At 71.2% G+C, this 24,761-nt stretch carries 22 protein-coding genes; 14 read left to right on the top strand and 8 right to left on the bottom strand.

What is annotated here, in order from left to right; genetic code table 11:
- The first annotated feature begins 4 nt into the window (after window positions 1–4).
- The 7 genes from MKK68_RS23590 to MKK68_RS23620 all read left to right on the top strand — a co-directional run bounded on the left by MKK68_RS23590 (window position 5) and on the right by MKK68_RS23620 (window position 7,667).
- Entirely contained in the window at window positions 5–1,396 is a 1,392-nt protein-coding gene (locus MKK68_RS23590) for a sigma-54-dependent transcriptional regulator (RefSeq protein ID WP_244033077.1), read from the top strand.
- 96 nt (window positions 1,397–1,492) lie between these two features.
- On the top strand, window positions 1,493–2,140 hold the full coding sequence (locus MKK68_RS23595; protein ID WP_244033078.1) for a hypothetical protein: 648 nt from the start codon (window positions 1,493–1,495) through the stop codon (window positions 2,138–2,140).
- Window positions 2,141–2,169: 29 nt separating this feature from the next.
- Window positions 2,170–2,601, top strand: coding sequence for a hypothetical protein (locus MKK68_RS23600; RefSeq protein WP_244033079.1), 432 nt, complete (start codon window positions 2,170–2,172; stop codon window positions 2,599–2,601).
- A 143-nt stretch (window positions 2,602–2,744) separates the two neighbouring features.
- On the top strand, window positions 2,745–4,019 hold the full coding sequence (locus MKK68_RS23605) for an MFS transporter (protein ID WP_244033137.1): 1,275 nt from the start codon (window positions 2,745–2,747) through the stop codon (window positions 4,017–4,019).
- Window positions 4,020–4,038: 19 nt separating this feature from the next.
- Window positions 4,039–5,361: a metallophosphoesterase family protein gene (locus MKK68_RS23610; RefSeq protein ID WP_244033080.1), complete on the top strand. Its 1,323-nt coding sequence runs from the start codon at window positions 4,039–4,041 to the stop codon at window positions 5,359–5,361.
- Window positions 5,362–5,439: 78 nt separating this feature from the next.
- The gene (locus MKK68_RS23615; RefSeq protein ID WP_244033081.1) at window positions 5,440–6,693 is read left to right on the top strand and encodes an arsenic transporter; all 1,254 of its coding nucleotides are present in this window, start codon (window positions 5,440–5,442) and stop codon (window positions 6,691–6,693) included.
- Window positions 6,694–6,737: 44 nt separating this feature from the next.
- Window positions 6,738–7,667, top strand: coding sequence for a DMT family transporter (locus MKK68_RS23620; protein WP_244033082.1), 930 nt, complete (start codon window positions 6,738–6,740; stop codon window positions 7,665–7,667).
- Window positions 7,668–7,693: 26 nt separating this feature from the next.
- Here the strand turns inward: MKK68_RS23620 and MKK68_RS23625 are convergent, their stop codons facing one another.
- On the bottom strand, window positions 7,694–9,412 hold the full coding sequence (locus MKK68_RS23625) for a thiamine pyrophosphate-binding protein (protein WP_244033083.1): 1,719 nt from the start codon (window positions 9,410–9,412) through the stop codon (window positions 7,694–7,696).
- Between the two features lie 163 nt (window positions 9,413–9,575).
- Complete coding sequence (locus tag MKK68_RS23630; RefSeq protein WP_187274904.1) at window positions 9,576–9,896, bottom strand: hypothetical protein; 321 nt, start codon at window positions 9,894–9,896, stop codon at window positions 9,576–9,578.
- A 325-nt stretch (window positions 9,897–10,221) separates the two neighbouring features.
- Here MKK68_RS23630 and MKK68_RS23635 point away from each other — a divergent pair, with 325 nt between their 5' ends.
- Together MKK68_RS23635 and MKK68_RS23640 are read left to right on the top strand one after the other, a co-directional pair.
- The gene (locus MKK68_RS23635) at window positions 10,222–10,932 is read left to right on the top strand and encodes a sigma-70 family RNA polymerase sigma factor (RefSeq protein WP_244033084.1); all 711 of its coding nucleotides are present in this window, start codon (window positions 10,222–10,224) and stop codon (window positions 10,930–10,932) included.
- 121 nt (window positions 10,933–11,053) lie between these two features.
- Complete coding sequence (locus MKK68_RS23640) at window positions 11,054–11,611, top strand: metallophosphoesterase (RefSeq protein ID WP_147844576.1); 558 nt, start codon at window positions 11,054–11,056, stop codon at window positions 11,609–11,611.
- A 26-nt stretch (window positions 11,612–11,637) separates the two neighbouring features.
- Here MKK68_RS23640 and MKK68_RS23645 read toward each other — a convergent pair whose 3' ends face one another.
- The 3 genes from MKK68_RS23645 to MKK68_RS23655 all read right to left on the bottom strand — a co-directional run bounded on the left by MKK68_RS23645 (window position 11,638) and on the right by MKK68_RS23655 (window position 14,232).
- The gene (locus MKK68_RS23645; protein ID WP_147729667.1) at window positions 11,638–12,063 is read right to left on the bottom strand and encodes a GFA family protein; all 426 of its coding nucleotides are present in this window, start codon (window positions 12,061–12,063) and stop codon (window positions 11,638–11,640) included.
- A gap of 71 nt (window positions 12,064–12,134) precedes the next feature.
- Complete coding sequence (locus MKK68_RS23650; RefSeq protein ID WP_147844577.1) at window positions 12,135–12,959, bottom strand: EamA family transporter; 825 nt, start codon at window positions 12,957–12,959, stop codon at window positions 12,135–12,137.
- A 22-nt stretch (window positions 12,960–12,981) separates the two neighbouring features.
- Entirely contained in the window at window positions 12,982–14,232 is a 1,251-nt protein-coding gene (locus tag MKK68_RS23655) for an MFS transporter (RefSeq protein ID WP_244033085.1), read from the bottom strand.
- Window positions 14,233–14,309: 77 nt separating this feature from the next.
- Between MKK68_RS23655 and gcvA the strand changes: the two genes are divergently transcribed.
- From gcvA to MKK68_RS23680, 5 genes are all read left to right on the top strand, one after another.
- A complete protein-coding gene (gcvA, locus tag MKK68_RS23660; RefSeq protein WP_244033086.1) occupies window positions 14,310–15,188 on the top strand; it encodes a transcriptional regulator GcvA in 879 nt (292 codons plus the stop codon).
- Between the two features lie 110 nt (window positions 15,189–15,298).
- Entirely contained in the window at window positions 15,299–15,628 is a 330-nt protein-coding gene (locus tag MKK68_RS23665) for a hypothetical protein (RefSeq protein ID WP_147729600.1), read from the top strand.
- Window positions 15,629–16,458: 830 nt separating this feature from the next.
- Window positions 16,459–17,460, top strand: a complete 1,002-nt coding sequence (locus tag MKK68_RS23670; RefSeq protein ID WP_244033087.1) for an AraC family transcriptional regulator — start codon at window positions 16,459–16,461, stop codon at window positions 17,458–17,460.
- A 292-nt stretch (window positions 17,461–17,752) separates the two neighbouring features.
- Window positions 17,753–19,231: a PAS domain S-box protein gene (locus tag MKK68_RS23675; RefSeq protein ID WP_244033088.1), complete on the top strand. Its 1,479-nt coding sequence runs from the start codon at window positions 17,753–17,755 to the stop codon at window positions 19,229–19,231.
- A 113-nt stretch (window positions 19,232–19,344) separates the two neighbouring features.
- On the top strand, window positions 19,345–20,379 hold the full coding sequence (locus tag MKK68_RS23680) for an HD-GYP domain-containing protein (RefSeq protein ID WP_244033089.1): 1,035 nt from the start codon (window positions 19,345–19,347) through the stop codon (window positions 20,377–20,379).
- A gap of 34 nt (window positions 20,380–20,413) precedes the next feature.
- Here MKK68_RS23680 and MKK68_RS23685 read toward each other — a convergent pair whose 3' ends face one another.
- The 3 genes from MKK68_RS23685 to MKK68_RS23695 are packed head-to-tail and all read right to left on the bottom strand — an operon-like array spanning window position 20,414 to window position 24,622.
- Window positions 20,414–22,057, bottom strand: a complete 1,644-nt coding sequence (locus MKK68_RS23685; protein WP_244033090.1) for an efflux transporter outer membrane subunit — start codon at window positions 22,055–22,057, stop codon at window positions 20,414–20,416.
- 1 nt (window position 22,058) lies between these two features.
- Window positions 22,059–23,624, bottom strand: a complete 1,566-nt coding sequence (locus MKK68_RS23690) for a DHA2 family efflux MFS transporter permease subunit (RefSeq protein ID WP_244033091.1) — start codon at window positions 23,622–23,624, stop codon at window positions 22,059–22,061.
- Window positions 23,621–24,622: an HlyD family secretion protein gene (locus MKK68_RS23695; protein ID WP_244033092.1), complete on the bottom strand. Its 1,002-nt coding sequence runs from the start codon at window positions 24,620–24,622 to the stop codon at window positions 23,621–23,623. The genes MKK68_RS23690 and MKK68_RS23695 overlap by 4 nt, the downstream gene beginning before the upstream one ends.
- Between the last annotated feature and the right edge of the window lie 139 nt (window positions 24,623–24,761).

Genomic DNA, 24,761 nt, shown 5'->3' on the forward strand with positions numbered 1-24,761 from the left:
CGATATGGCTCTGATCCTCATCGTCGACGACGACGCGGCCCTGGCCGAGAGCCTCGCCGAGACCATCGCCGATCTCGGCCACCGGCCCGTGGTGGCGGCCTCGGGCCGCGAGGCCCTGTCGCGGCTGGCGGCCGAGCCGGGGGTCGCCGCGATCCTGCTCGACCTGCGCATGCCGGGCGACCTCGACGGCATGGCGGTGCTCGCCCGCATCCGCGCGCAGGACAGCCCGCCGCCGGTGACCGTGCTGACGGCCTACGCCAATGCCGGCAACACCATCGAGGCGATGCGGCTGGGCGCGCACGACCACCTGACGAAGCCCGTCGGCCGCGCCGACCTCGCGGCGGTGCTGTCCGCGATGCTCGACCGGCCGGCGATCCCCTCGGCCGCGGCCGGCGAGCCGGGCGCCGGCGACGGCCTCATCGGGTCGAGCGCCGGGATGCGGCGGGTGCAGAAGACCATCGGGCTCGCCGCCGACAGCGATGCGACGATCCTGATCCAGGGCGAGACCGGCACCGGCAAGGAGCTGGTGGCGCGCGCGCTCCACACCTACGCGAAGCGCCGCTCCGGCGCCTTCGTCCCGGTCAACTGCGCCGCGATCCCCCGCGACCTCCTCGAGAGCGAGCTGTTCGGCCATGTCCGCGGGGCGTTCAGCGGCGCGGTGACGGACCGAACCGGCGCGTTCCGCGAGGCGAACGGGGGAACCCTGTTCCTCGACGAGATCGGCGACATGCCGCGCGAGATGCAGGCCAAGATCCTGCGGGTGATCCAGGACAAGGTCGTGGCGCCGGTCGGCGGCCGCCCGGTCGCCGTCGCGGTGCGGGTGGTCGCCGCGACCCACCGCGACCTGCCGGGGATGGTCGCCGCCGGCACGTTCCGCGAGGACCTGTACTACCGCCTCAACGTCGTCCCGATCGCGCTGCCGCCCCTGCGCGAGCGCCTCGCCGACATCCTGCCGCTGGCCGAGCATTTCCTGGCCGGCGCCGGGCTCGGGGGTAAGCGGCTGACGGCGGCGGCCGCCGCGCGGCTGCTCGGACATGCCTGGCCGGGCAACGTCCGCGAGCTGCGCAACGTGATCGAGCGCGCCGGCGTGCTGGTGCGGGGCGACGCGATCGACGCGCCCGACCTCGACCTGCCCGCCGCCGCCCGTAAGGCCGAGCCGCTCGACTGGCTCGCCGGCGACCTGCCCGGCGCCGTGGCGCGGCTCGAGGCGGCGATGATCGCGGCGGCCCTGGAGGCGTCCGGCGGCAACCGCACCGCGGCCGCCCGGCGCCTCGGCATCCAGCGCCAGCTGCTCTACGCCAAGATCGAGCGCTACGGCCTCGGCGCGCCGGCCGACGGCGCGCGCCTGTCCGATCTCACGACGGTCGCTGTCGCGAATCCGGACGATCAAGCTTGACCGTTGCCGAGGCAACCATCTGATCCGTAAGCGTTTTGTCGATGGCACGGACGGTGCCATGGCCTTCCCGTGATCCGATCGGGACAGGGAGGCGTCGTGCGGCATCGGAAGACGGCTCTCCTCCCGGCCATCGCGGCGCTCGCCCTCTCGGCAGCGAGCGCAGCGGCGCAGACGGCGTTCGATCCCGCCGGCCTGCCCGAGACACGCGGAACGGTGCGGCAGTACACGCTGACGCCACGCGGCGACATCGACGGCCTGATCCTCACCGACGGCACCGAGGTGAAGGCGCCGCCCCATCTCAGCGTGCAGCTGGCCTTCGCGGTGCGCCCCGGGGATGCCGTCACCATCCACGGACTGAAGGCCCGCGCGCTGCCGCTGGTCGACGGCACGATGATCCGCAACGACGCGACCGGGGCGACGGTGATCGACCTCGGGCCGCCCGGGCGCGACCGCAGCGAGACGACGGTGACCGGGCGCGTGGCCATGCCGCTGCACGGCAAGCGCGGCGAGATCAACGGGGTGCTGCTCGCGGACGGCACGCAGGTGCGGATGCCGCCGCGCGAGGCCGAACGCTGGAACGCCGAGCTCCGGGCCGGGCGCGCCCTGACCGTCCGCGGGGTTCTCGCCCGCAGCGCGCTGGGCACCGTGATCGAGGCGCACGCCATCGCCGCCGCCACCGGCGCGATGACCGAGATCGATCCGGGGCGGCCTCCGCCGCCACCGGACGCCGCGCCGCCGCGCTGACCGACCCACCACCCCTCAGAGAGACGATCATGACGACGACGAACGCCACCGGAACCGTCTGGGCCATCTTCGGGCACCGCTTCGCCATCGAAGGCGCCGACGGGCGACACCTCGCCGACGTCGGGCCGAAGGGGGCCGAGGGCATCGCGCTCCGCGTCGGCGATGCCGTGACGGTGGAGGGCGAGCGCAAGCCGTCGGAGATCAAGGTCGCGCGCCTCACCGCCGCCGACGGCACGGTGCACGCGGTGACGTGGCCGGCGAAGGCTGCGGGTTCGGACGCGGATCCGGCCGCCGCGATCGCCGCCGCGGAGGCCGCCGGCTACCGCGTGACCGGCGAGCCGGAGCGGCGGCCGAAGCACTTCGACGTGCCGGCCGAGAAGGACGGGCAGGCCGTCCGGCTGCACGTCGACCACGACGGCACCGTCCGCAAGCCGAAGCCGGCGACGGCCGAGGCGGCCTGATCGCAGCGGGGCGGCGGAACACAGGCGCGATCAACGACTTGAGCACCCGGCCGAGCGGAGGCGATCCGCCCGGCCACCCGACCAGCGAGGGCGACGACGTGAGCACGACACAGGCGGGGGCGAGGGACGGCACGGCCGGTTCGATGCCGTCGGCGAAGACCCTGCGCGGGCTCGACGCCCTCAACTTCTTCCTCGCCGACGTGCGCGACGGCCTCGGGCCCTATCTCGCGATTTACCTGATCGCCGTGCGCGGGCCCGACCAGGGCTGGAACGAGGCGACGACGGGCCTGATCATGACGATCGCGGGCATCGCCGGGCTGATCGCGCAGACGCCGGCCGGGATGCTGATCGACGGCACCAACGCCAAGCGCGCCGTGGTGATCGCCGCCGCCCTGGCGGTGACGGCGAGCTGCCTCGCGCTGCCGTTCATCGGCAACTTCTACTTCGTCGCCGCGACGCAGTCGGTCGCCGGCGTCGCCGGGGCGATCTTCCCGCCGGCGCTCGCCGCCATCACCCTCGGGATCGTCGGCCCCAAAATGTTCTCGCGGCGGATCGGCCGCAACGAGGGCTTCAACCACGCCGGCAACGCCGTCTCCGCCGCGCTCGCCGGCGGGCTCGCCTACTTCTTCGGGCCCGTCGTGGTGTTCTGGCTGATGGGGGCGCTCGCCGTCTGCTCCATCGGCGCGATGCTCTTGGTGCCGGCGCGAGCCATCGACGACGACCTCGCCCGCGGCATGACCAAGGAACAGGACGTCGTCGAGGAGGACGCGCCGTCGGGCTTCGCCACCCTGCTGAAGAACAAGCCGCTGGTGCTGTTCGCCGGCCTGTGCGCGCTGTTCCACCTCTCGAACGCGGCGATGCTGACCTCGGTCGGGCAGCTGCTGACGCACCTGTCGGGCAAGGACCACGCGACCTCGCTGATCGCGGTCTGCATCGTCGCCGCGCAATGCGTGATGGTGCCGGTGGCGATGTTCGTCGGCGCCAAGGCCGACGCAATCGGGCGCAAGCCGATCTTCCTCGCGGCCTTCGGCGTTCTGGCCCTGCGCGGCGTGCTCTACACGCTGTCGGACAACCCGTTCTGGCTCGTCGGCGTCCAGCTGCTCGACGGCGTCGGTGCCGGCGTCTACGGCGCGCTGTTCCCGGTGGTGGTGGCCGACCTCACCCGCGGCGGCGGCCGCTTCAACGCCGCGCAGGGGGCGGTGGCGACGGCGCAGGGGCTCGGTGCCGCGTTCAGCGCCACGTTCGCCGGGCTGATCATCGTCTCGGCGGGCTACTCGGCCGCGTTCCTGGCGCTCGCGGCGACCGCCGGGCTCGGCTTCGTCCTCTACCTCGCGCTGATGCCCGAGACCCGCGACGCGACCGCGATCGGAGGCCGCCCGGACGGCGGCCTGCCGGCCGCGATGCCCGCGACCGCTTGATCGGACGGACCCACCCGCAATGTCCGACGCCTCCATGCCGACCGCCGCCGAGCGCGGGACGCCGACCGCCGAACCGCTGGTGTTCCTGCACGTCGGCGACCTGCACCTGACGAAGCCCGACACGCGCAACGCCGCCGACTTCCGCGCGATCCTCGACCAGATCGCAATGATCGCGCCGCAGCACCTGCTCGACTTCGTCTACCTGCCCGGCGACCTCGCCGAGAACGGCTGGGCCTGCGAGTACGCGATCCTCGCCGACGCCCTCGCCCGGCATCCGCACCTGCCGGTGCGCCTGATTCCCGGCGATCACGACCGGCAGCAGGGGGCGATGGCCGACTTCCAGGCGTTCCACGCCGGCCTGGTCGCGTCGCGGGGCCTGCCGGCTCCGACGGTGTGGACGCTGGACCAGCCGCCGGTGGGGTCGCCCGAGGAGACCTGGCCGCCGGCCGAGATCCCGCATTACTGCGCGTGCGAGAATTTTCAGGGCGTCCGCTGCCTGTTCGTCGACATCGTCAGCCCGGGCTACGGCCGGAAGGGCATCGGCCTCGATTTCCGCCTGGGGCCCGACCAGACGCAGTGGCTGAGCGCGGCGCTGACCCAAGCGGCCGAGGACGGCGTTCCCGTCGCGGTGTTCATGCACGCCTACCCCGACGACCTGCGCGAGCCCGACGACCGCCTCGACGTCGCCGGCCTGTTCCGGGCCACGGGCGTGCGCCTCGTGGAGATGGGCCACACCCACTACAACGAGCTCGCCCATGACGGGCGCACCCTCTACGCCGCGGCGCGCTCGGTCGGGCAGAACGAGGACGGCTCGGTCGGCTACGCGGTCGCGGCGATCGACGGCCCGGTCACGAGCTGGCGCTTCAAGGCGCTCGACCGCCCGTGGCCGTTCGTGCTGATCACCAGCCCGGCCGACCGGCGCGTCGCCGCGCGGCCGGCGACGCCCGAGACCTCCGGCATGGTCGCCGACGCGCGCGGGCGGATCGCGGTCCGCGCCGTGGTGCTCTCCGACGCGCCGCCGCGCTACGTGCATGCCCGCGTCGGGACAGGGCCATGGGTCCGCATGGCGCACGCGGGCGGGCGCACCTACGCGGCGTGGCTGGCCTGGCCGCGGGACGCGCGCAGCATCCAGGTCGAGGCGGTGCACGAGGACTGGTCCGGCCACGGGCCCGACTTCGTCGACACCGACGTGATCGAGCCGGTCGTCGCCTTCGACGAGCCCGGCTTCGTGCCCGCGATCCCGGGCAAGCCCGGCAGCGACGTGCCGAATGTCGGCCGCTGGCTCCAGAAGGGCGTACGCGGCGACCAGCTCGGCCCCAACCGGGCCGGGCGCAAGTGGTGAGCGCCTGACCCAGGATTTCAGGACGAGACGCGCCCCGCGGGGCGCCGGGGGATGCAAGACGTGATCGCTGGACTGGCCATGACACCCAACCTCGCGACCTGGGGGATCGCGGGCGCCGCGACGCTCGGCGTGATCCTGCGGCCGTTCGGATGGCCGGAGGCGATCTGGGCGGCGCTCGGGGCCGTCCTCCTCGTCGTCCTCGGGCTGCTGCCGTGGCACGACGCGCTCGACGGCGTCGCCAAGGGGACCGACGTCTACCTGTTCCTCATCGGCATGATGCTGCTCGCCGAGATCGCGCGGAAGGAGGGCCTGTTCGACTGGCTCGCGACGATCGCGGTGCGGATGGCCAAGGGCTCGGCCACGCGGCTGTTCCTGCTGGTCTACGTCGTCGGCACGGTGGTGACGGTGTTCCTCTCGAACGACGCCTGCGCCGTGGTGCTGACGCCGGCCGTCTACGCCGCGACCAAGGCGGCGAAGGTCGAGAACCCGCTGCCCTACCTGTTCATCTGCGCCTTCATCGCCAACGCGGCGAGCTTCGTGCTGCCGATCTCGAACCCGGCCAACCTCGTCGTGTTCGCCGACCACATGCCGCCGCTGGGGGAATGGCTCGCGACCTTCGGCCTGCCCTCGGTGCTGGCCATCGTCGCCACCTACCTCGTCCTGCGCGTCACGCAGAACGGCACGCTGAAGCGCCAGGCGATCGCGACCGACGTCGAGGCCGCGTCGCTCGGGCTCGGCGGCAAGGTCGCGGGCGCCGGCATCGTCGCCACCGCGGCCGCGCTGATCGGGTCGTCGGCGGCCGGGATCGAGCTCGGCCTGCCGACCTTCATCGCGGGGCTGGCCACCACCCTCGTCGTCCTCGCGATCAAGCGCAGCGGCCTCGTCGCGGTGGTGAAGGACGTGTCATGGAGCGTGCTGCCGCTGGTCGCCGGCCTGTTCGTCCTGGTCGAGGCGCTGGAGAAGTCCGGCGTGCTCAAGATGATCGCCGACCAGCTCAAGGCCTACGCCCAGGCCGACCCGGCCGGCACCGCCTGGGGCTCGGGCGTCGTCGTCGCCGTCGGCTCCAACCTCGTCAACAACCTGCCGGCGGGCCTCCTCGCCGGCGCCGCGGTCCATGCCGCGGCCGTCTCGAAGACCATCGCCGCCGCGATCCTGATCGGCGTCGACCTCGGGCCGAACCTCTCGGTCACCGGCTCGCTCGCCACGATCCTCTGGCTCACCGCGATCCGGCGCGAGGGCGAGGATGTCGGCTTCTGGCGCTTCCTCAAGCTCGGCCTGCTGGTGATGCCGCCGGCGCTGGCGCTGGCGCTCGCCGGCCTGCTCCTCGTCTGACGCCTCGGCCAAGCCCTCAGCCCTTCGGATCGGAGATCCCGCTCGTGAACGCCGCCCTGCTCTATCCCTTCATCCTCATCGCCGGCGCCCTGCAGGCGCTCGGCAACTCCATGAACGCCCAGCTGCGGGGGCGGCTGGTGAACCCGTGGCTGGCGGCGACGGTGTCGTTCGCCCCGATCGTGTTCGTGTTCGCGACGTTGTTCTTCATCATGCCGGTGCCGCTCCCGACCCTGGAGACGCTGGGCAAGATGCCCTGGTACGCCCCGCTCGGCGGCGTCGCGGGCGCGGTCGCGGTGTTCGGCGGCCTCGCCTTCATCGACAAGGTCGGCGCCGGACCGTTCAACGGCCTGACGCTGACGGCCAACATCCTGGCCTCGCTGGCGATGGATGCGTTCGGCCTGTTCGGGCTGCAGGGCGGCGGCTTCAAGCCGATGCCGTGGCTCGGCGGCCTGCTGATGGCCGTCGGCGTCTTCTTCATCGCCCGCACCACCGCCGACACGGGCGGGGAGAAGGACGAGGGCCACGGCCTCAACCCGAAGCTGCTCTACCCGTTCATCGTCGTCGCGGGCATCCTGCAGGCGGTGGGCGTGGTGTGGAACTCCCAGCTGCGCGGCGCCCTGGTGAACCCCTGGCTCGCGGCGACCGTCTCGTTCCTGCCCGTCGTCTTCGTGTTCGCGCTGGTGTTCCTGGTGCGGCCGACGCCGCTCCCGACCCGCGAGGACGTGAATGGCGTGCGCTGGTGGATGCCGCTCGCCGGCATCACCGGCGCGGTGGCGGTGTTCGGCGGCCTGCTGTTCGTCGACACGGTCGGCGCCGGCGCCTTCAACGGCCTCTTGATCACCGCCAACCTGCTGACCTCGGTGGCGCTCGACCATTTCGGCTGGGTCGGCATGAAGCAGGTCAAGGCCGGCCCGGCGCGGCTCGGCGGCGCCGCGCTGATGGTGGCCGGCATCCTGCTGATCTCGATCTTCTGACGATGCGGCCCCCGGCGGACGGCGCGTCAAACGTCGTCCGGGCCCTCGCTGCCCGTGTCGGGACCCGTGCCTTTGCCCTTGCCTTGCGCGACCGCGCCGGCGCGGATCGCGTCGAGGGTCTGGGTCGGCGTCAGCGCCTGCGGGTCGACGAGGCAGTGCAGCATCGCCGGCAGCCCGGAGGCGAGCGCCCGCTCGAAGGCCGGCGCGAAGTCCTCCGTCCGCTCCACTCGCTCGCCGTGGCCGCCATAGGCGCGGGCCAGCGCCGCGAAATCCGGGTTGCGCAGCCGCGTGCCGGAGACGCGGCCGGGATATTCGCGCTCCTGATGCATGCGGATGGTGCCGTACATGCCGTTGTCGAGCACCACGACGACGACCGGGATCGCGTATTGCACGGCGGTCGCGAATTCCTGGCCGGTCATCAGCAGGTCGCCGTCGCCCGCGAGCGCGACCACGATGCGCTCGGGGTGCGTGCGCTTGGCCATGATCGCGGCGGGCACGCCGTAGCCCATCGAGCCCGAGGTCGGCGCGAGCTGGGTGCGGAAATCCCGGAACCGGTAGTAGCGGTGGATCCAGGTGGCGAAGTTGCCCGCCCCGTTGCAGAGGATCGCGTCGGCCAGCAGCCGCCCGCGCAGGAAGGTCACCGCCTCGCCGTACTGGAAGGCGCCGGGCGTCGCCGCCGGTCGCTCCGACCAGTCGCGGTAGCTCGCATGCGCCGCGACCGCGCGTCCACGCCGCGCTGCGACGGCCGGCGGCAATGCCCGGAGCGCCGCGAGCAGCGGGCCGGGCGCGGCCTGGATCGCCAGGGCCGGCTGGTAGACCCGGCCGAGCTCGTTCGCGTCCGGGTGGGCGTGGACCAGCGGCAGGCCGGGATCGGGGATGCCGAGCAGGCGATAGGACTGCGCCGGCATCTCCGAGAGCCGGCCGCCGATCATCACCAGCAGGTCGGCCGCGCGGATGCGGGCGACGAGGGCCGGGTTCGGGCCGATGCCGAGCTCGCCGGCGTAGTGCGGATGGTCGGCCGGAAAGAGGTGGACGCGCCGGAACGAGGTCGCCACCGGCAGGTCCTCGGCCTCGGCGACGGCGACGAGGTCGTCGCGCGCGGCCTCGTTCCAGCGCGATCCGCCGACGAGGACGATCGGGCTTTGCGCGCCGTCGAGCCTCCGGCGCAGGTCGGACACGTCCTCCGGGCGGGGTGCGGGCTCCGCCGGCTCGACGGGCCCCGCATCGGCGACCGCGACCGCGTCGTCGAGCATGTCCTCCGGCAGCGCCACCACCACCGGGCCGGGGCGCCCCTGCATCGCCGTCCGGAAGGCGCGGGCCACGAGCTCGGGGATGCGCGCGGCGTCGTCGATCTCGACCACCCACTTGGCCACGGTGCCGAACATCGCGCGGTAGTCGATCTCCTGGAACGCGTCGCGGTCCCGCATCGCGCGGGCGACCTGGCCGACGAACAGGATCATCGGCGTCGAGTCCTGCTGCGCCACGTGCAGGCCGGACGCGGCGTTGGTGGCGCCGGGGCCGCGGGTGACGAAGCAGATGCCCGGCCGGCCGGTGAGCTTGCCCGCCGCCTCGGCCATCATCGCGGCCCCGCCCTCCTGCCGGCAGACCAGCACGTCGACGTCCGTGTCGTAGAGCGCGTCGAGCACGGCGAGGTAGCTCTCGCCGGGGACGCAGGTCAGGCGCCCGACGCCCTGCGCCAGGAGCTGGTCGACGAGCACGCGCGCGCCGGTTCGGGTTCGGGCCATCGGCGGTTTCCTCGTGCGGACCGGAGCGGTCGCCCTCGCGCGGGGAAGTCTGGTTCGCCGGGCGTCGAAGGCAAGGCCGCAGCCTGCGCGCGGCGGCGGGAGACGAGGCCGTCCCGAACATGCTCGGCCTCCGTTCGAGGCCCTGCCGCGCGGGGCGGCCCTGTCAGTCGGTCGCGTCGTCGGCGCCGGACACCGCATCGCGGAAGCGAAGCAGGCGGGCGCGTGCCGAGCGCGAATCCGCCTCGGGTGCGTCGCCGTCCGGACGAAGGGCGGCGGCCTCGTCGAGACCGGTGGCGTGCTGCGCCCGCACGAGCGGTGCGCCGATCGCGGCCATCAGGATCCGCAGCCCGTCGATCCAGTCCTCGACCTCGGCCAGCGAGGCGAAGCCCTCGCGCCGATACGTCTTGTCGGGTGCGAGCGTGGCGACGGCGTCGAACAGGCCGTCGTCCCGGTCGTGAATGCGATAGGAAACCAAGCGAGGCATGACGAATAGATACCTCAACCTTCCCCGTGCGAGAAGGTTGCCCGTGAGGAAATCGGACGCGATGGTATCGGTTCCGACCTTCAGGCAGCGCATTCGGGTCGCACGGTCCCGTGATCCGCGAAGCTCAGCATCCGGGCGCGATTGCCTGAGCCCGTGATGCGCGGCACGGTGATTCCGAAGGATGGGGCGTTGCTTGCCGAGGCAACGATTTCTGAAGTCGCTCGCGATCGCGCCCCGTTCATCACCGGCTCAGAATTTAATATGCAATTACCTTAGACTGGCTCAAAAGAGCTTGACCGTAAGAACCTTGGGACGCTCCATCGGCATGACGCACGCCATCTCCAACGGTCGGGACGAAACCTTCGAGACCGAGCTGAACGAGGTCGACGTCGCGGCCGCGGTCCGCAACCATCTCGGCGGCGAGCTGCGCGCCTACTTTGCCCTGCCGACCTGCGATGCCTTGCCGGAACCGCTCCTCGTGCTGGTGCGCCGCTTCGAGGCGGTGCTGGCGAGCCGCGGCGAGACGCCGACCACGGCGTTCCGCGACGACCTGATGGCGGTGCTTCCGGCTTTGCGCACCTTCGCGTTCTCGCTCGTCGGCGACATGAGCCAGACCGACGACCTGGTCCAGGAAACGCTGATGAAGGCGTGGATGAACCAGCACCGGTTCCAGCCGGGCTCGAACCTGGTCGCGTGGCTGTTCACGATCATGCGCAACCAGTTCTACACCGAGATCCGCAAGCGCAAGCGCGAGGTCGAGGATGCGGACGGGGTCCAGGCCGGCAAGCTCACCGCCGTGCCCGATCAGGAGGACGTCGTCACCCTGAAGCGGCTCTACGCGGTGATGGAGACGCTGCCGGCGACGCAGCGGGAGGCGCTGCTCCTCGTCGGGGCCGAGGGCCTGACCTACGAGGAGGCGGCGGTCCGGCTGCAATGCCAGGTCGGCACGGTGAAGAGCCGGGTCAGCCGGGCGCGGGGCCAGCTCGCCGGCCTGCTCGGGCTCGAGCGGGAGCCGCCGCCGCGTCACGCGCCCTGACGCGCGGCGGCGCCCGGCCGCCCGGAGAGCGGTCCAATGCCGCGTCGGGTGGCGGCGGCCGCACGCGGCGCCACTTCGGGTCTTGGCGACCGTCCAGCCGGGCTCGAGCGACCCAGGATCCATGGCGACCTACTTCACGGCCGACACGCATTTCGGCGATGCCGACCTCGTCCGGCGCCGGCGCAGCGCCTTCGGGTCGGTCGAGGACCACGACGAGGCGCTGGTCGCGCGCTGGAACGCGCGCGTCGGCGCCGACGACGAGGTCTGGCACCTCGGCGACTTCGCCGCCGAGGCGAGCCGCGCGCATTGCGCCGCGATCTTCCGGCGGCTGAACGGCGTGAAGCGGCTGGTGCGCGGCAACCACGACACCAACCGCGTGCTCGACCTGCCCTGGGCCGAGCCGCCGGTCGACAGCGCCCGCATCAGCGTGATGGATGCCGCCGGCCGCCCGCAGCGCCTGTTCCTGTCGCACTACCCGCATCGCTCGTGGCCGGGCTTCTGGCGCGAGACCCGGCACCTCTACGGCCACACCCACGCCTGCCTGCCCGACACCAGCCGATCCTGCGACGTCGGCGTCGACGCGCAGGATTACCGACCGGTCGACCTCGCCGAGGTGCTCGCCCGCCAGGACGCCGCCGAACAGGCGCCCGAGGAGATGGCGATCCGCGGCCTGCGCTGAGACGCGCCTGCGCCGGCCCGCCGGCGTCAATCGGCCGGGACGAAGCGCAGCGTGCCCGCGCGCCGGGTCGGCTGGCCGGTGTCGCTGGTGTGGTTGATCCCGTCCATCACCGGAACCTCCGCGAAATCGAACGGGCTGACCCCGTCGAGGCAGGCAACGTTGACCGCGTACAGGGTCCGGTCGGACCGGCGCTGGTGATGGGTGTAGACCCCGCAGCGCGCGCAGAAGAAGTGCTGCGCCGTGCCGGTGTGGAAGCGGTAGCGCGTCAGCGCCGCCTCGCCCTCCAGGATCTCGACCCCGCCCATCGCCGCCATCGCGACGACGGCGCCGCGCATCCGGCAATAGGAGCAGGTGCAGCGGCGGATCGACCGGAAGCCGTCGCCGAGCGTCGCCGAGAACCGGACCGCGCCGCAATGGCACCGGCCCGTCAGGGTCGTCGTGTCGTTCGCCATGTCGCCTCCGTCGTCCACTTCCGATCACGCGCGCGGCCGCGCCGCGGCCTCGGTGGTCCGCCCCGGCCGGATCACCACGCCAGGCACGCCGCGCCGAGGGCGACGGCGAGGCAGGACGCGATCCGGCGCGGGCTCAGTTCCTCGCCAAGAAAGAGCCGTCCGATGAGGGCGGCGTAGACCACGCTGGTCTCGCGCAGGGCCGAGACCGCCCCCATCGCGTCGGACTGCATCGCCCAGATCACGATGCCGTAGGCGAGCAGCGAGACCAGGCCGCCGGCGAGCGCCATCGCGGTCTGCGCGCCGGTATAGGCCGGCGGCGTCCCGCGCATCGCCCAGTAGAGCGGCGGCATGGTCAGGCTCCACAGCAGGAACATGCTCGCCGCGTAGGACAGGCTGTTCCCCGACAGCCGCACCCCGATGCCGTCGACGACGGTGTAGGCCCCGATCAGCGATCCGGTGGTGAGCGCGGCCGGGACGAAGTCCGCCCGCATCCGCCCCTGGAAGGCGAGGGATAGGATGCCGCCCGAGACCAGGACGATGCCGAGGACGGCGACCGCGCCGGGCGTCTCGTGCGCGAACACCGCGGCGCCGAGGGCGACGAGGACGGGCGAGGAGCCGCGCGAGATCGGGTAGGTCTGCCCGAGGTCGCCCGAGCGATAGGTCCGCACCAGGGAGAGGTTGTAGGCGGTGTGGATCAGCGCGGAGGCGATCACGTAGGGCCAGCTTGCCGCGTCCGGCCACGGCAGGAGCGCGACCGCGACCGCCGAGACGGCGGCGACGGCGATCATCATCAGGGTCATCGACCACAGCCGGTCGCTGCCGCCGCGCAGCACCGCGTTCCAGCCGGCATGGAGGATCGCGGCGCCGACGACGCAGGCGAGGACGAGCGGGGTCATGCGCGGTCGCCGGGCATGGGCGTCACGACCGCCGCGCCGGCGCTAGCCGGGGCGACAGCGCGAGCATCAGCGGGATCACGGCGAACGCCGTCGCCGCGGCCGCCATCGCCGCCCAGCCGGGCCCGACCGCATCGCCGAGCGGCCCGTAGAGCAGGGGCGTCGCCAGCGCGCTGCCGCCGAGGGTGCAGGTGTAGAACACGGCGAAGGCGCGCTCGACGCGCCCGCCCGGCGCGAGCTCCGGCACCGTGCCGTAGAGGACGGAGGAGGTGCCGTTCAGCAGCAGGCCGAGCAGCGGCAGCACGGCGATGGCAGGCGCGAGCGGCAGGGCGACGACGGCGAGGATCGCCGCCGCCGTCCCGGCCTCGGTGACGATCACGCTCGGCGTCACGCCGAAGCGGGCGCCGAGACGGCCGAACGCCGCCTTGCCCAGCGCGCCGCCCACCGCGACGAGGGCGAACGCGATCCCGACGGTCGCGAGCGCCGCCCCCTTCGCCTGGAGCAGGAACGGCAGGTAGATCAGGAAGGCCGGCCGCGCCGCGTTGTCGAGCATGCCGATCGCCACTAGCAGCCCGAACCCGGCCCGGCCCTCCCGCGCGCCGCCGGCCGGGGTCGCCTGCGGCTCGCCCGGCTCGGCTTCGCGCGACGCCGGCTCACGCGGCAGCAGGACGGCGACGGCGATCGCGACCGCGGCACCGAGGCCGGCGACGATCCAGAGCACCGCGCGCCATTCGGTGCGGATGAGGAGGAAGCCGACGAGGGGCGGCAGCGCCGCCTTCCCGAGGTCGCCGGTGAAGTTGTAGGTGCCGAGCGGCCCGCGCGCGGCCTTTCCATACGCCCGGGCGATGACCGCCGAGGCGAGCGGATGCTGCGTGCTGCTGCCGGCGCCCGAGAGGGCGAGGGCGAGGCACAAGGTGACGAGGCCGCCCGACGCGCCGGCGAGAGCGTAGCCGGCCGCGCCGAGCAGCGTCCCGAGCACCAGCACGGTGCGCAGGCCGAGCCGGCGGGCGACGGCGGTGGCCGGCATCTGCAGCCCGGCCAGCGCGCCGACGTAGAGCGAGCGCAGCACGGCCAGCGCGACGTAGCCGAGGCCGAACTCCGCCTGCCACACCGGTAGCAGCACGTAGATCAGGTCGGTGTAGCCGTCGTGGAGCGCGTGGTTCAGGCCGACCACCGCGAGCGAGCGCCCCGCCTCCGCGACCTGGGCCGGCTCGGATGGGGCGGCGAGGTTCGGTGGGCGCGCGGAGCGGCTGTCCGTGTTGCTGGCCGTGTTCATAGCCGGCGAGGATGCCGTCCTCGCCGCCGGCTGACAAACGCCTTATGTTGACGTGCGTGTGAGGAAAGCTGACGCGCATGCATCGCCGACTGCCGCCGCTCAACGCGCTCAAGGCCTTCGAGGCCGCCGGCCGGCACCAGAGCTTCACGCTGGCCGCGGCGGAACTCGGCGTGACGCACGGTGCCGTGAGCCGGCACGTCCAGGCGCTCGAGGCCTGGCTCGGGACGCCGCTGTTCGAGCGCCACAACCGTCGCGTCGTCCTGACGGAAGCCGGGCGGGGCTACCTCGCCGAGATCGGGGCCGCCCTCGACCGCGTCGCGCTCGCGACCGCGCGGCAGATGGAGCGGGGGCAGGCGCGCGTGCTGCACGTGAACGCGCTCGCGACCTTCACGCTGCGCTGGCTAATCCCGCGCCTCTCGGCCTTCCAGCGCGGCCACCCGGCGATCGAGGTCCGACTGACCACCTCGAACGTGCCGCTCGCCCACATCGTCGAGCCGTTCGACGTCGCGATCCGCGGCGGGCCGGACACGTGCCCCGGCTATGTCCGGCAGCGTTTCCTGACCGAGCGGCGCATCCCCGTCTGCAGCCCGGCGCTGCTGCAGCGCCTGCCGCTCCGCACGCCGGCGGACCTGGAGCGCCACACGCTGCTGCACGCGGCGACGCTGCCCGAGGTGTGGCCGCACTGGCTGCAGGCCGCCGGCGTGCCGGACCTCGGCCCGGCGCGCTCGGTGACGCTGGAGCACTTCTACCTCACGCTGCAAGCCGCCCTCGACGGGCTGGGCGTGGCGATGGGCCCGGAGCGGTTGATCGCCGACGACGTGGCGGCCGGCCGGCTGACGCTGCCCTTCGACGGCCCGGCGCTGCCGGCGCGCAGCTACCACGCCTACGTCCCGGAGGCCCGCGCCGAGGACCCGGCCGTGCGCGCCTTCTGCGACTGGCTTCCGAAGGCCGCCTGAGCCTCGCCGACGGAAGCCCGCCGCATGCAACCGGACTGACGCTGGATACCGACGACGCGCATTAGCGGTTGCCATCCGGACGCGGCCTCGGGCATGGCGGGGCGACGACGATGAGCCGGCCTCCGGGGGCGGAGCCGGGCGGCGGGGTGGCGATGGCGATCAATCAGGAAGCAGTCGAGCGGCTCGCGGAAGCCTCCGCCCTGCGGGTGCTCGTCCAGACGGTCGCGGTGCTGGTGTTCGAGCAGAGCGGCCTGCCGCCGGACCGGGTGCGCGCGCTCGGGCGCAGCCTCAGCGCCGAGATGTCGGACATCGAGATCCCCGGCGCCGGCGGCCCCGACCTTGACGCCATCCGCCAGGCGAATGCGCAGGCGGTGGTGGCCGCCTTCGAGAGCGTCGCCGAGGCGATGCGGGACGGCGGCGCGGCGACCTCCGGCGCCTGACCGGTTCCGGACCGGCCGCGGCGCCTCCGGATCGGCGTCGGCGAGGATGCAGACGGCCACGTTGCGTGCGGTCCCGATCACGGCCGACGCCGCCGACGAAGCGGCTTCCCGCCGGCGTATCGCGACCCGGCACAGCCGGCACGATCGCCGCAGCGCGCGGCGCCGCCGGCCCTCGGGCCCCGGCCGGGTCCATCGCGTGGCGAACGAGCGCCCCCATTCAGCAGCAGCGCGCCGACGGAACATCGCGTCTCGCCGATGACGTTCCCCCGACCTGCGGAAGTGCGCGTCACGGACGATCTCAGCAGAGACAATCGCCTTGTAACACTTTATCTGTACTATCTATATTTGATAAATTGAAATTCTGTCTCAGAATATACTGCTATTCTGAGTGCCGCATCACGAAACTATTCGGACGATCGTCGGCGATATTCGCCGGGTCCGACGATCGCGGAAAAGTGATGCCTGCCATCGTCGCGGGATTCGGGCAAAACAGATAGCTCCTTTTGCATAGATAAAAGTCGATCGTTGCAGCGGTAGAAAAGTCGGAAGCTACAACCAACTTACGATTGTTTCATGAGATGTGGCACGATTCAGTAACGTCCGGCATCCCCTCGTGCGGATACGCCGAGGGTCGCGGATCGAAACGTCGGGGATCTTGGATCAGCTCGATCCGTGTCCTCGAAGCGCCTCGCGACGGGGGCCGCCGCAGGTCTTTCGACGGGCGTTGCATGCAGCCGAAGAGATCGCGGCTCGGAGATCCCGATCCTCACGTCCTTCGCGGAATGATCGTCGGTGCGGTCGGGAGATAGGCAGGGCAAGAACAGGGCACGATGAAGGGCAAGGCGAATTCGAGGTCGGGGATCTGGCGACCCAGGGGACGCATAGCCGAGTCGATCGGCTCCGCGACGAACGTCCGGGATTTCAACGATCGGGACATGGTCCCGGTGCAGTTCGAGATCGGGCGGTCGTCCGAGATCAAGATCGAGCTCGTCGGCAGCCAGAGCGATCTGCTCAGTTTCTGGGACGTGAGGTCCGTCGGCCCCTACAGCAGAAGGCCGAAATCCGATTACGACATCGTGACGATCAACTTCACGTTGGGCGGGCATACGAACTACGTCTTCCAGGACGGTCGTGCCATGGGGGCGCCGACGACCGCGATCCTCGCCGATCATCAGGATCTGAGCGATGCGCAATCGTCGGACGGGTTCCACCTGTTCGGCTGCTCGATCTCGAAACAGGCGTTGACGACCATCAACGCGGCTCTGACCGGCGGCGAAGCGACCGGTTTCCCGCCCTTCGCCCGGGGCGCCGACATGGGGGCGCCCGGCATCAGAGCCTTGTACTGCGCGATGCGGCAGATCTATCGCCGATGCCTCGAGGTCGAGCCTTCGGGCGATCACACCCTGGCGCTGATGCAGGAGATCCTGGGGTATCAACTGCTTTCGGCCTGGCCGAGGCGGGCGGAGGCGATCGCCGACGTCCGGCGGCAGGCCCGGCCGTCGCGCCTGAGCCTCGCGAAGGACTATATTCAGACGTATCTCGCCACGCCCCTGGCGTTGAGCGACATCGCCGCGGCCGCCGGGCTGAGCGTCCGGGGGTTGCAGGACAACTTCCGCCGGTCGGTCGACCAGACGCCGTTCCAATACATCATCCAGCAGCGCCTGATGCGCGTCCACGAAGATCTCGTCGCGACTTCGAACATGAATCTCTCCGTCGGAGACATCGCAAGACGGTGGGGCTTCGTCCACATGAGCGATTTCGGGCAGCGCTATCGCCGCATGTACGGGTGTGCACCGACCCAGACCCGTCGCGAGGCATCCGGTCGCCCCTGACCACCGACATCCCATCGCGGGCGAGGCGGTGATGCCGCGGTGGAACCCAGGATCACCCAATGTTCAACCAGAGGTATGGAAAGTCGCGGAAAGTATCAATTTTGCGATGCGTAGTATCATAAACGTGATCTCGTCGGCGGATCGTCATGTCGACGTCAATTCTGACAGGAGTATAAGCCGGTCTTAACTATTTATAGTCTAGGTTGTGCCTGGAATTCATCACCTGCCTGTACGAATTCTCGCCTCGAAGGACGAACACGCTGGGAAGCCGATGATTGGACGGGGGGACGGCATGTTGACATTTCGAAATCATCGCGCTTCGATCGCGGCGGATCTGCTGGACAAATCGCAGGCCGTGATCGAGTTCGACCCTGGCGGCAAGATCCTCACCGCCAACGCCAACTTCCTCGCGGTGATGGGATACGGCCTCGACGAGATCCAGGGGCGGCATCACAGCCTGTTCGTCCCGCCGTCATACGCGACCAGCGAGGCGTATCGGCAGTTCTGGGCGGATCTGGCGCAGGGCAAGTCGCAACAGGCCGCCTTCAGGCGCATCGCCAAGGGAGGCCGCGAGGTCTGGGTCCAGGCCTCCTACAACCCCGTGCTCGACCGCGCCGGCAAGACCGTCAGGATCGTGAAGTTCGCGACCGACGTCACCGCCCACAAGCAGGAAGCGCTGGAGCTCGAGGGTCAGATCGCCGCCCTGCACCGGTCGCAGGCCGTGATCGCCTTCGAGCCCGACGGCACGATCCTCACCGCCAACGCGAACTTCCTCGATGCCGTCGGCTACCGGCTCGCCGAGGTGAAGGGCCAGCACCACAGCATGTTCGTCACCGAGGCGGATCGCGCCACGGCCGCCTACCAGGAGTTCTGGAAGGCGCTCGCCCGCGGGGAATACCAGTCCGCCGAGTACCTTCGGATCGGCAAGGGCGGACGCGAGGTCTGGATCCAGGCGACCTACAACCCCGTCACCGATGCGGAGGGGCGCACGGTCAAGGTCGTCAAGTTCGCGACCGACATAACCGAGCAGGTGCGCGAGCGGCAGCGCCGCGTCGAAGCGCAGCGGGCGATCGGCACGGATCTCGATGCGATCGGCGCGGCGACCGAGGACGTCATGCGCCAGACCTCGGAGGCGGCGACCACGGTGGCGCGCGTTTCCGGCGACATCCAGAGCGTGGCCTCGGGCGCGGAGGAGCTCTCGGCCTCGGTCGGCGAGATCAGCCAGCAGGTCAGCCACGCCGCCCAGATCGCCGGCCAGGCCGTCCATCAGACCGAGCGCACGGGCAACATCGTCGCCGGCCTGAGCAGCCAGGCCGCCCAGATCGGCGACGTCGTCGCCCTGATCCAGGGCATCGCCGCCCAGACCAACCTGCTCGCGCTGAACGCCACGATCGAGGCGGCGCGCGCCGGGGCGGCGGGCAAGGGCTTCGCCGTGGTGGCGGCCGAAGTGAAGGCGCTGGCCGAGCAGACCGGCAAGGCCACGGATCAGATCCGGGGCCAGATCGTCGCGACGCAGAACGCCACCCGCGATGCCGTCGACGCGATCGCCTCGATCCAGACCACGATCCAGACGCTCAACGACGTGTCGAACGCGATCGCGGCGGCGGTCGAGGAGCAGTCCGCGGTGACGCAGGAGATCTCGGGCAGCATGCAGACCGCCTCGCGCGGCGTGTCGGTGATCGCGTCGGGCATGGACATGATCGCCCAGGCCAGCGAGCGGGTGGATCACGCGACGCGGCAGGTCCGCGAAGCGTCGCGGGCGCTGGGATGATCTCGAGCATGGATCTGCCGCTCCCGGCGCCAGACCTCGAGATGATGGGGGAGGTCTATCTGTAATCTGTCCAAGCTGAGCGCGACAACGAAAATCCAACATGGACCGCCGTCATGGCCGAGCTTCTTCTGATCAGCGACGACCCGGCCCGCACGGCACGGCTGGCACGCGACCTGCGAAACTTCGAGGGCTCGACCATCTACGACCTCTACGACGACGAGCCGTATCCGGGGCCGCCGCGACTGATCGTCAGCGACGTGAAGGCGCTGACCTCCGAGGCACTTCAGCGCCTGCGCCAGGTGCTCAAGCGGGTTCGCGGCCAGCACGTGCCCTACGTCTGCCTGCTGCACGACGACGGCGGCCGCACGCGCGCGTACGCCGACCTCCTGGGCGCCTCCAGCCTGCTGAGCGCCGCCGCCGGCGCGGGTGCCCTGGTCGATACCCTGACGGGCCTGCTGGAGCGGGCGGCGCCGATACCGGCGGCGATGCAACGCTACGGCGAGATGGCCGAGCAGTTCCTGCGCAAGACCTTCGTGCCCGGCCGCTCGGTCACGCCGGCCGAGATCGAGGCCGGAACGAAGCTCGTGGCGAGCGCGGTGCAGGAGGTCGACATCCGCTCCTGGGTGCGCGCCGTCCGGCGCTTCGACGACGCCACTCACCGGCACTGCATGCTCGTGGCCGGGCTGTCGGCGGCCTTCGGCGGCATCCTCGGCCTGAAAGCGGCCGACCGCCATCACCTCGTCAAGGCGGCCCTGCTGCACGACGTCGGCAAGATGGAGATCGACCCCGCCATCCTGAACAAGCCGGGCAGGCTCGACGACGGGGAGATGGCCGTGATGCGCACCCACGCCGCGCTGGGATACGACATGCTGGTGGGGCGCGGGTTCGACGACACCCTGCTCGCGGTCGTGCGCTCGCATCACGAGATGCTCGACGGCTCGGGCTATCCCAACGGGCTCGCCGGCCGCGCGATCCCGGATCTCGTCCGCCTCGTCACGATCTGCGACATCTTCGGCGCGCTGATCGAGCGCCGCCCCTATCGCGCGCCGATGCCGAACGCGAAGGCCTACGACATCCTGGTCGGGATGGGCGGACGGCTCGACACCGACCTCGTCCGCGCCTTCAGGCCGGTCGCGAACGCGTTCTGACGCCGACGCCGCGCGCCCGGTCGCGCGCGTGCGCTCAATGTGCGGCGGGCGCGTCGTGGACGAGGTCGGCGAGCGGGACGCCGACCTTCGCCAGGGACAGGGGCGGCGTCCGGCCGCTCGGGAACGTCGTCTCCCACCCGCCGCCGAGCGCCCGCGACAGGGAGACGAAGTCGGTCGAGATCGCGGCGGTGGCCTGAGCCAGGTTGACCTCCGCCTGGAGCACGGTCTGCGACGCCTGCAGGACCGTGGTGAAGGTGTCGACGCCCTGCTCGTAGCGCGACCGCGACAGCGACAGCGCCTGGCGCGCATCGCCGACCTGCCTGGACAGGCGCGCCCGCCGGCCCTCGTCGGCGCGCAACGCGGCGAGCGCGTTGACGATGTCGTGCCAGCCCTGGAGCACGGCCTTCTGGTAGGCGATCGCCGCCTCCTGCTGCCGGGCGCGCTGGAGCACGAGGTTCGCCTTGAGCCGGCCGCCATCGAAGAGCGGAATCGAGATCGACGGGCCGACGTTCATGTACTGCAGCGACGAGACCCGGAAGATCTTGCCGGGATCGACCGCGTTGCCGGTCGGGCTGGCGCTCAAGGTCACGGTCGGGAAGAACTGCGCCTCGGCGACCCCGATCTCGGCCACGGCGGCGTGCAGGTTGGCTTCCGCGGCGCGGATGTCGGGACGGCGCAGGACGAGGGTCGACGGGATGCCGACCGGCACCCGCGGCGGCACCGGCGGGATCGCCCGGGCGGTGACCAGCTCCTGCGACAGGGCGAGCGGCGCCTCGCCGAGCAGGAGCGAGATCGCGTTGATCTGCTGGATCTCCTGCTGCTGCAGCCCGGGCAGCTGCGCCTTGATCGCCTCGACCTGCTGCGCCGCGCTGGCGATGTCGAGGCCGGTGACGAGGCCCTTCTGCTGGCGTACCCGCACCACGTCGAGGATCTGCTCGTTGACGCGGATGTTGGCGAGGTTGATCCGCATCTGCTCCTGGGTGCCCCGCAGCTGCACGTAGTTGCGGGCGAGGTCGGACTGGCTCGAGACCAGGATGTCGCGGCGCTGATCCGCGGACGCGTCGGCCTGGGCCTCCGCGGCCTCGACCGAGCGGCGGACCCGGCCCCAGAGATCGAGCTCCCACGATGCGTCGAGCCCGAGGGTGTAGCTCTCGAACCCGTTGGTCAGCGGTGCGGTCGGGTTGGCGCCCCCCGCCCCGCCGCCGGTCAGGCCGCCGAGGGAGCCGGACAGGAGGCCGATCGTCCCGTTCTGGCTGTACTGCATGCGGTAGGCGTTGCCGGTGCCGCCGATCGTCGGCAGCGTCGCGGCGTTCGCGGTGGTGAGCTGGGCCCGGCTCTCGAACAGGCGCGCGGTCGCGGTCTTCACGTCGAGGTTCTGCGCGGCCACGCGCTCCTCGAGCCGGGTCAGGATCGGATCGCGGAAGGCCTGCCACCAGGCGATGTCCGGCTCGGCCTGGCTGGTGCGCGCCGTCAGGCGCCGTGCCGCCCGGGCCGGGACGCCGGTGTCGAGGTAGTCGCTCGCGTCGGCGAGCGGCGTCGGCGGAACGGAGAAGTCGGGGCCGACCGTGCAGCCGGCCACGCCGAGCATCGCGGCGAGCGCGAGGAGGGAGGCCCGGCCCGACAGCGCAGCCGAGGCCTTCGCGCGGGACCGGCCTTCGAACATTCGGCGGGATGTCATGTCAGTGTCCTCCGCCCTCGGCCTTGGCGGTCCAGGCCGATATCAGGAAGCAGAGCGGCACGACGAGGAACGCCAGCAGCGCCACGTATTGGTACACGTTGCTGTAGGCCAGGATCTGAGCCTGCTTCGTGTATGTCTGGTAGGTCTGCGCGACGGCCTGCTGGTGCACCACCGAGGCGGCACGTCCGAGCGAGCGCAGCGTCTGCTCGGTCTCCTGGATCAGCGTGGCGTAGCCCTGTCGCAGCGGCGTCATGAACGTCGAGAGGTGGGCCTGGTCGGCCTGCGTCCGCTCCGTGACCGCGGCGGTCGAGAGCGAGATCCCGACCGAGCCGAACACGTTGCGGAACATCGAGAACAGCGCCGACGCGTCGCTGCGGTACTTCTGGGGCAGCGTCAGGTAGGCGACGGTGGAGATCGGCACGAACAAGAAGGCGAGCGCCGCCGTCTGGAGCGTGCGCATCCAGACCAGGGTCCGGAAGTCGATGTCGGGCGCGATCCGGCTCGAATAGAACATCGCCGCGCCCATGAAGGCGAACCCGAACATGATCAGGTAGCGGGTCTGCACGACCTTCATCATCAGGCCGACGAGCGGGATCAGCACGATCACCGCCACGCCGCCCGGCGACAGGATGAAGCCGGAATCGAGCGCAGTGTAGCCCAGCACCTGCTGCGCGAATTGCGGGATCAGGACCGAGCCCGCGTAGAGCAGGGCGCCGACCGCGCCGATGAGCAGGCAGCCGACGGCGAAGTTCCGGTCCCGGAACACCATCAGGTCGACCACCGGCGCCTTGGCCGTCAGCAGCCAGCAGATGGCGCCGAAGATCCCGAGGAAGGCGACGACGGCCATGATCCGGATGAAGGACGAGCTGAACCAGGCGTTGACCTCGCCGCGGTCGATCATGATCTGCATGCAGCCGATGCCGACGACGATCAGGGCCAGGCCGACGTAGTCGAGCCCGCGCGCGCGCTTCTCGGCCGCGGCCGGCGGGTCCTGGACCAGGTAGGCGTTGACGAACAGCGTGACGATGCCGACCGGCACGTTGATGAAGAAGATCCAGCGCCAGGTCGCGTGCTCGACGAGGTAGCCGCCGAGCGTCGGCCCGAGGACGGGCGCGACCACCGTCGCCACCGCCGTGACCCCGAAGGCCGCCCCGCGCTTGGCCGGCGGGAAGGTGTCCAGGATGATCGCCTGCTGGCTCGGCTGCAGGCCGCCGCCGAAGAAGCCCTGCATCAGGCGGAACAGGATGATCTGCCCGAGGCTCTGCGACAGCCCGCACAGGAACGAGGCCACCGTGAACATGCCGATGCAGATCAGGAAGTAGCGCTTCCGGCCGATCGTGTCGGAGAGCCAGCCGGCGATCGTGAGGACGATGCCGTTGGCGACGAGGTAGGCGGTGAGCGTGTAGGTCGCCTCGTCGTTCGAGGCGGCGAGCGAGCCCGCGATGTAGGGCAGGGCCACGTTGACGATGGTGGTGTCGAGCACTTCCATGAACGCCGCCAGCGTCACCGCGATGGCGATGAGCCAGGGGTTGTGGGCGGGTTTCCAGCCGTCCGAGGCCCCGCTCACTTCAGCATCACCGTCGGCACGACGCTGATGCCGAGCGGCAGCGGCTCCTCCTTCCTCAGGCCGGAATCGATCACGATCTTCACCGGCACGCGCTGGACGATCTTGATGAAGTTGCCGGTGGCGTTCTCGGCCGGGAAGGCGGAGAATTTCGAGCCCGACCCGCGCTGGATCGACTCGACGTGCCCCTGCAGGTCGAGGTCGGGATAGGCGTCGATCGCGATCCGCACCCGTTGCCCGGTCCGCATGCCGTCGAGCTCGGTCTCCTTGTAGTTGGCCGTCACCCAGACGTCGGTGGTGACCAGCGACATGACCTGCTGGCCGGCGGTGAGGTAGTCGCCGGCGTTGACGTTGCGCTTCGTCACCCAGCCGTCCTGCGGCGCCCGCACCACGCTCCATTCGATGTTCAGGTTGGCCTGCTCGACCTGCGCCCTGGCCTGCTCGGCCTGGCCCTTGATCTGGTCGACCTGCTGCTCGGACTGGCCGATGTTCTGCTGGACCGGCATCGCCTGGACGAGGCGTGCCTGGGCCTGCTCGACCTGCGCCTTGGCCTGCTGGTAGTTGGACGCGTTGGTCTCGACCTCCTGCTGCGTCGTGGCCAGCTTGGGCAGGCTCCTCTGCCGGTCGTAGTTGGCCTGCTGCAGGACGAGGTTGGCCTTGGCCGAGTCGAGGTTCGCCTGCGCGAGCTGGAGGGCCGCGGGGAAGTTCTTCTTGGCGATCTCGACGCCGAGCCGCTGGCTGGCCATCTGCGCGTTGCTCGCGGCGAACTGGCCCTGGGCCTGCTCGCGGCTGTAGACGAACTGGCGCTGGTCGATGCGGAACAGCGTGTCGCCCTTGTGCACGAACTGGTTGTCCGTCACCTCGAGCGCGATCACCTGCCCGGCCACCTGCGGCGCGATCGTGACGATGTTGCCGTCGGTGTAGGCGTCGTCGGTGCTGATCGTCCCGCGGGTCGCGAGCCAGTAGGTCACGCCGCCCCCGGCGAGCAGCAGCAGGACCACCACGGCGATCCCGATGACCCAAGGCCGCCGCTTCCTGCGCGCGCGCTCGTCCGCTCCCTTGTCGTCTCCGTCCGATTTCTTGCCGCCGCGGTCGTCCCGGTCCTTCGCGTCGCCGCCCTTCCGATCATCGTCGTCCTGC

The organism is Methylobacterium sp. E-016 (assembly GCF_022829745.1).
Lineage (GTDB): Bacteria > Pseudomonadota > Alphaproteobacteria > Rhizobiales > Beijerinckiaceae > Methylobacterium.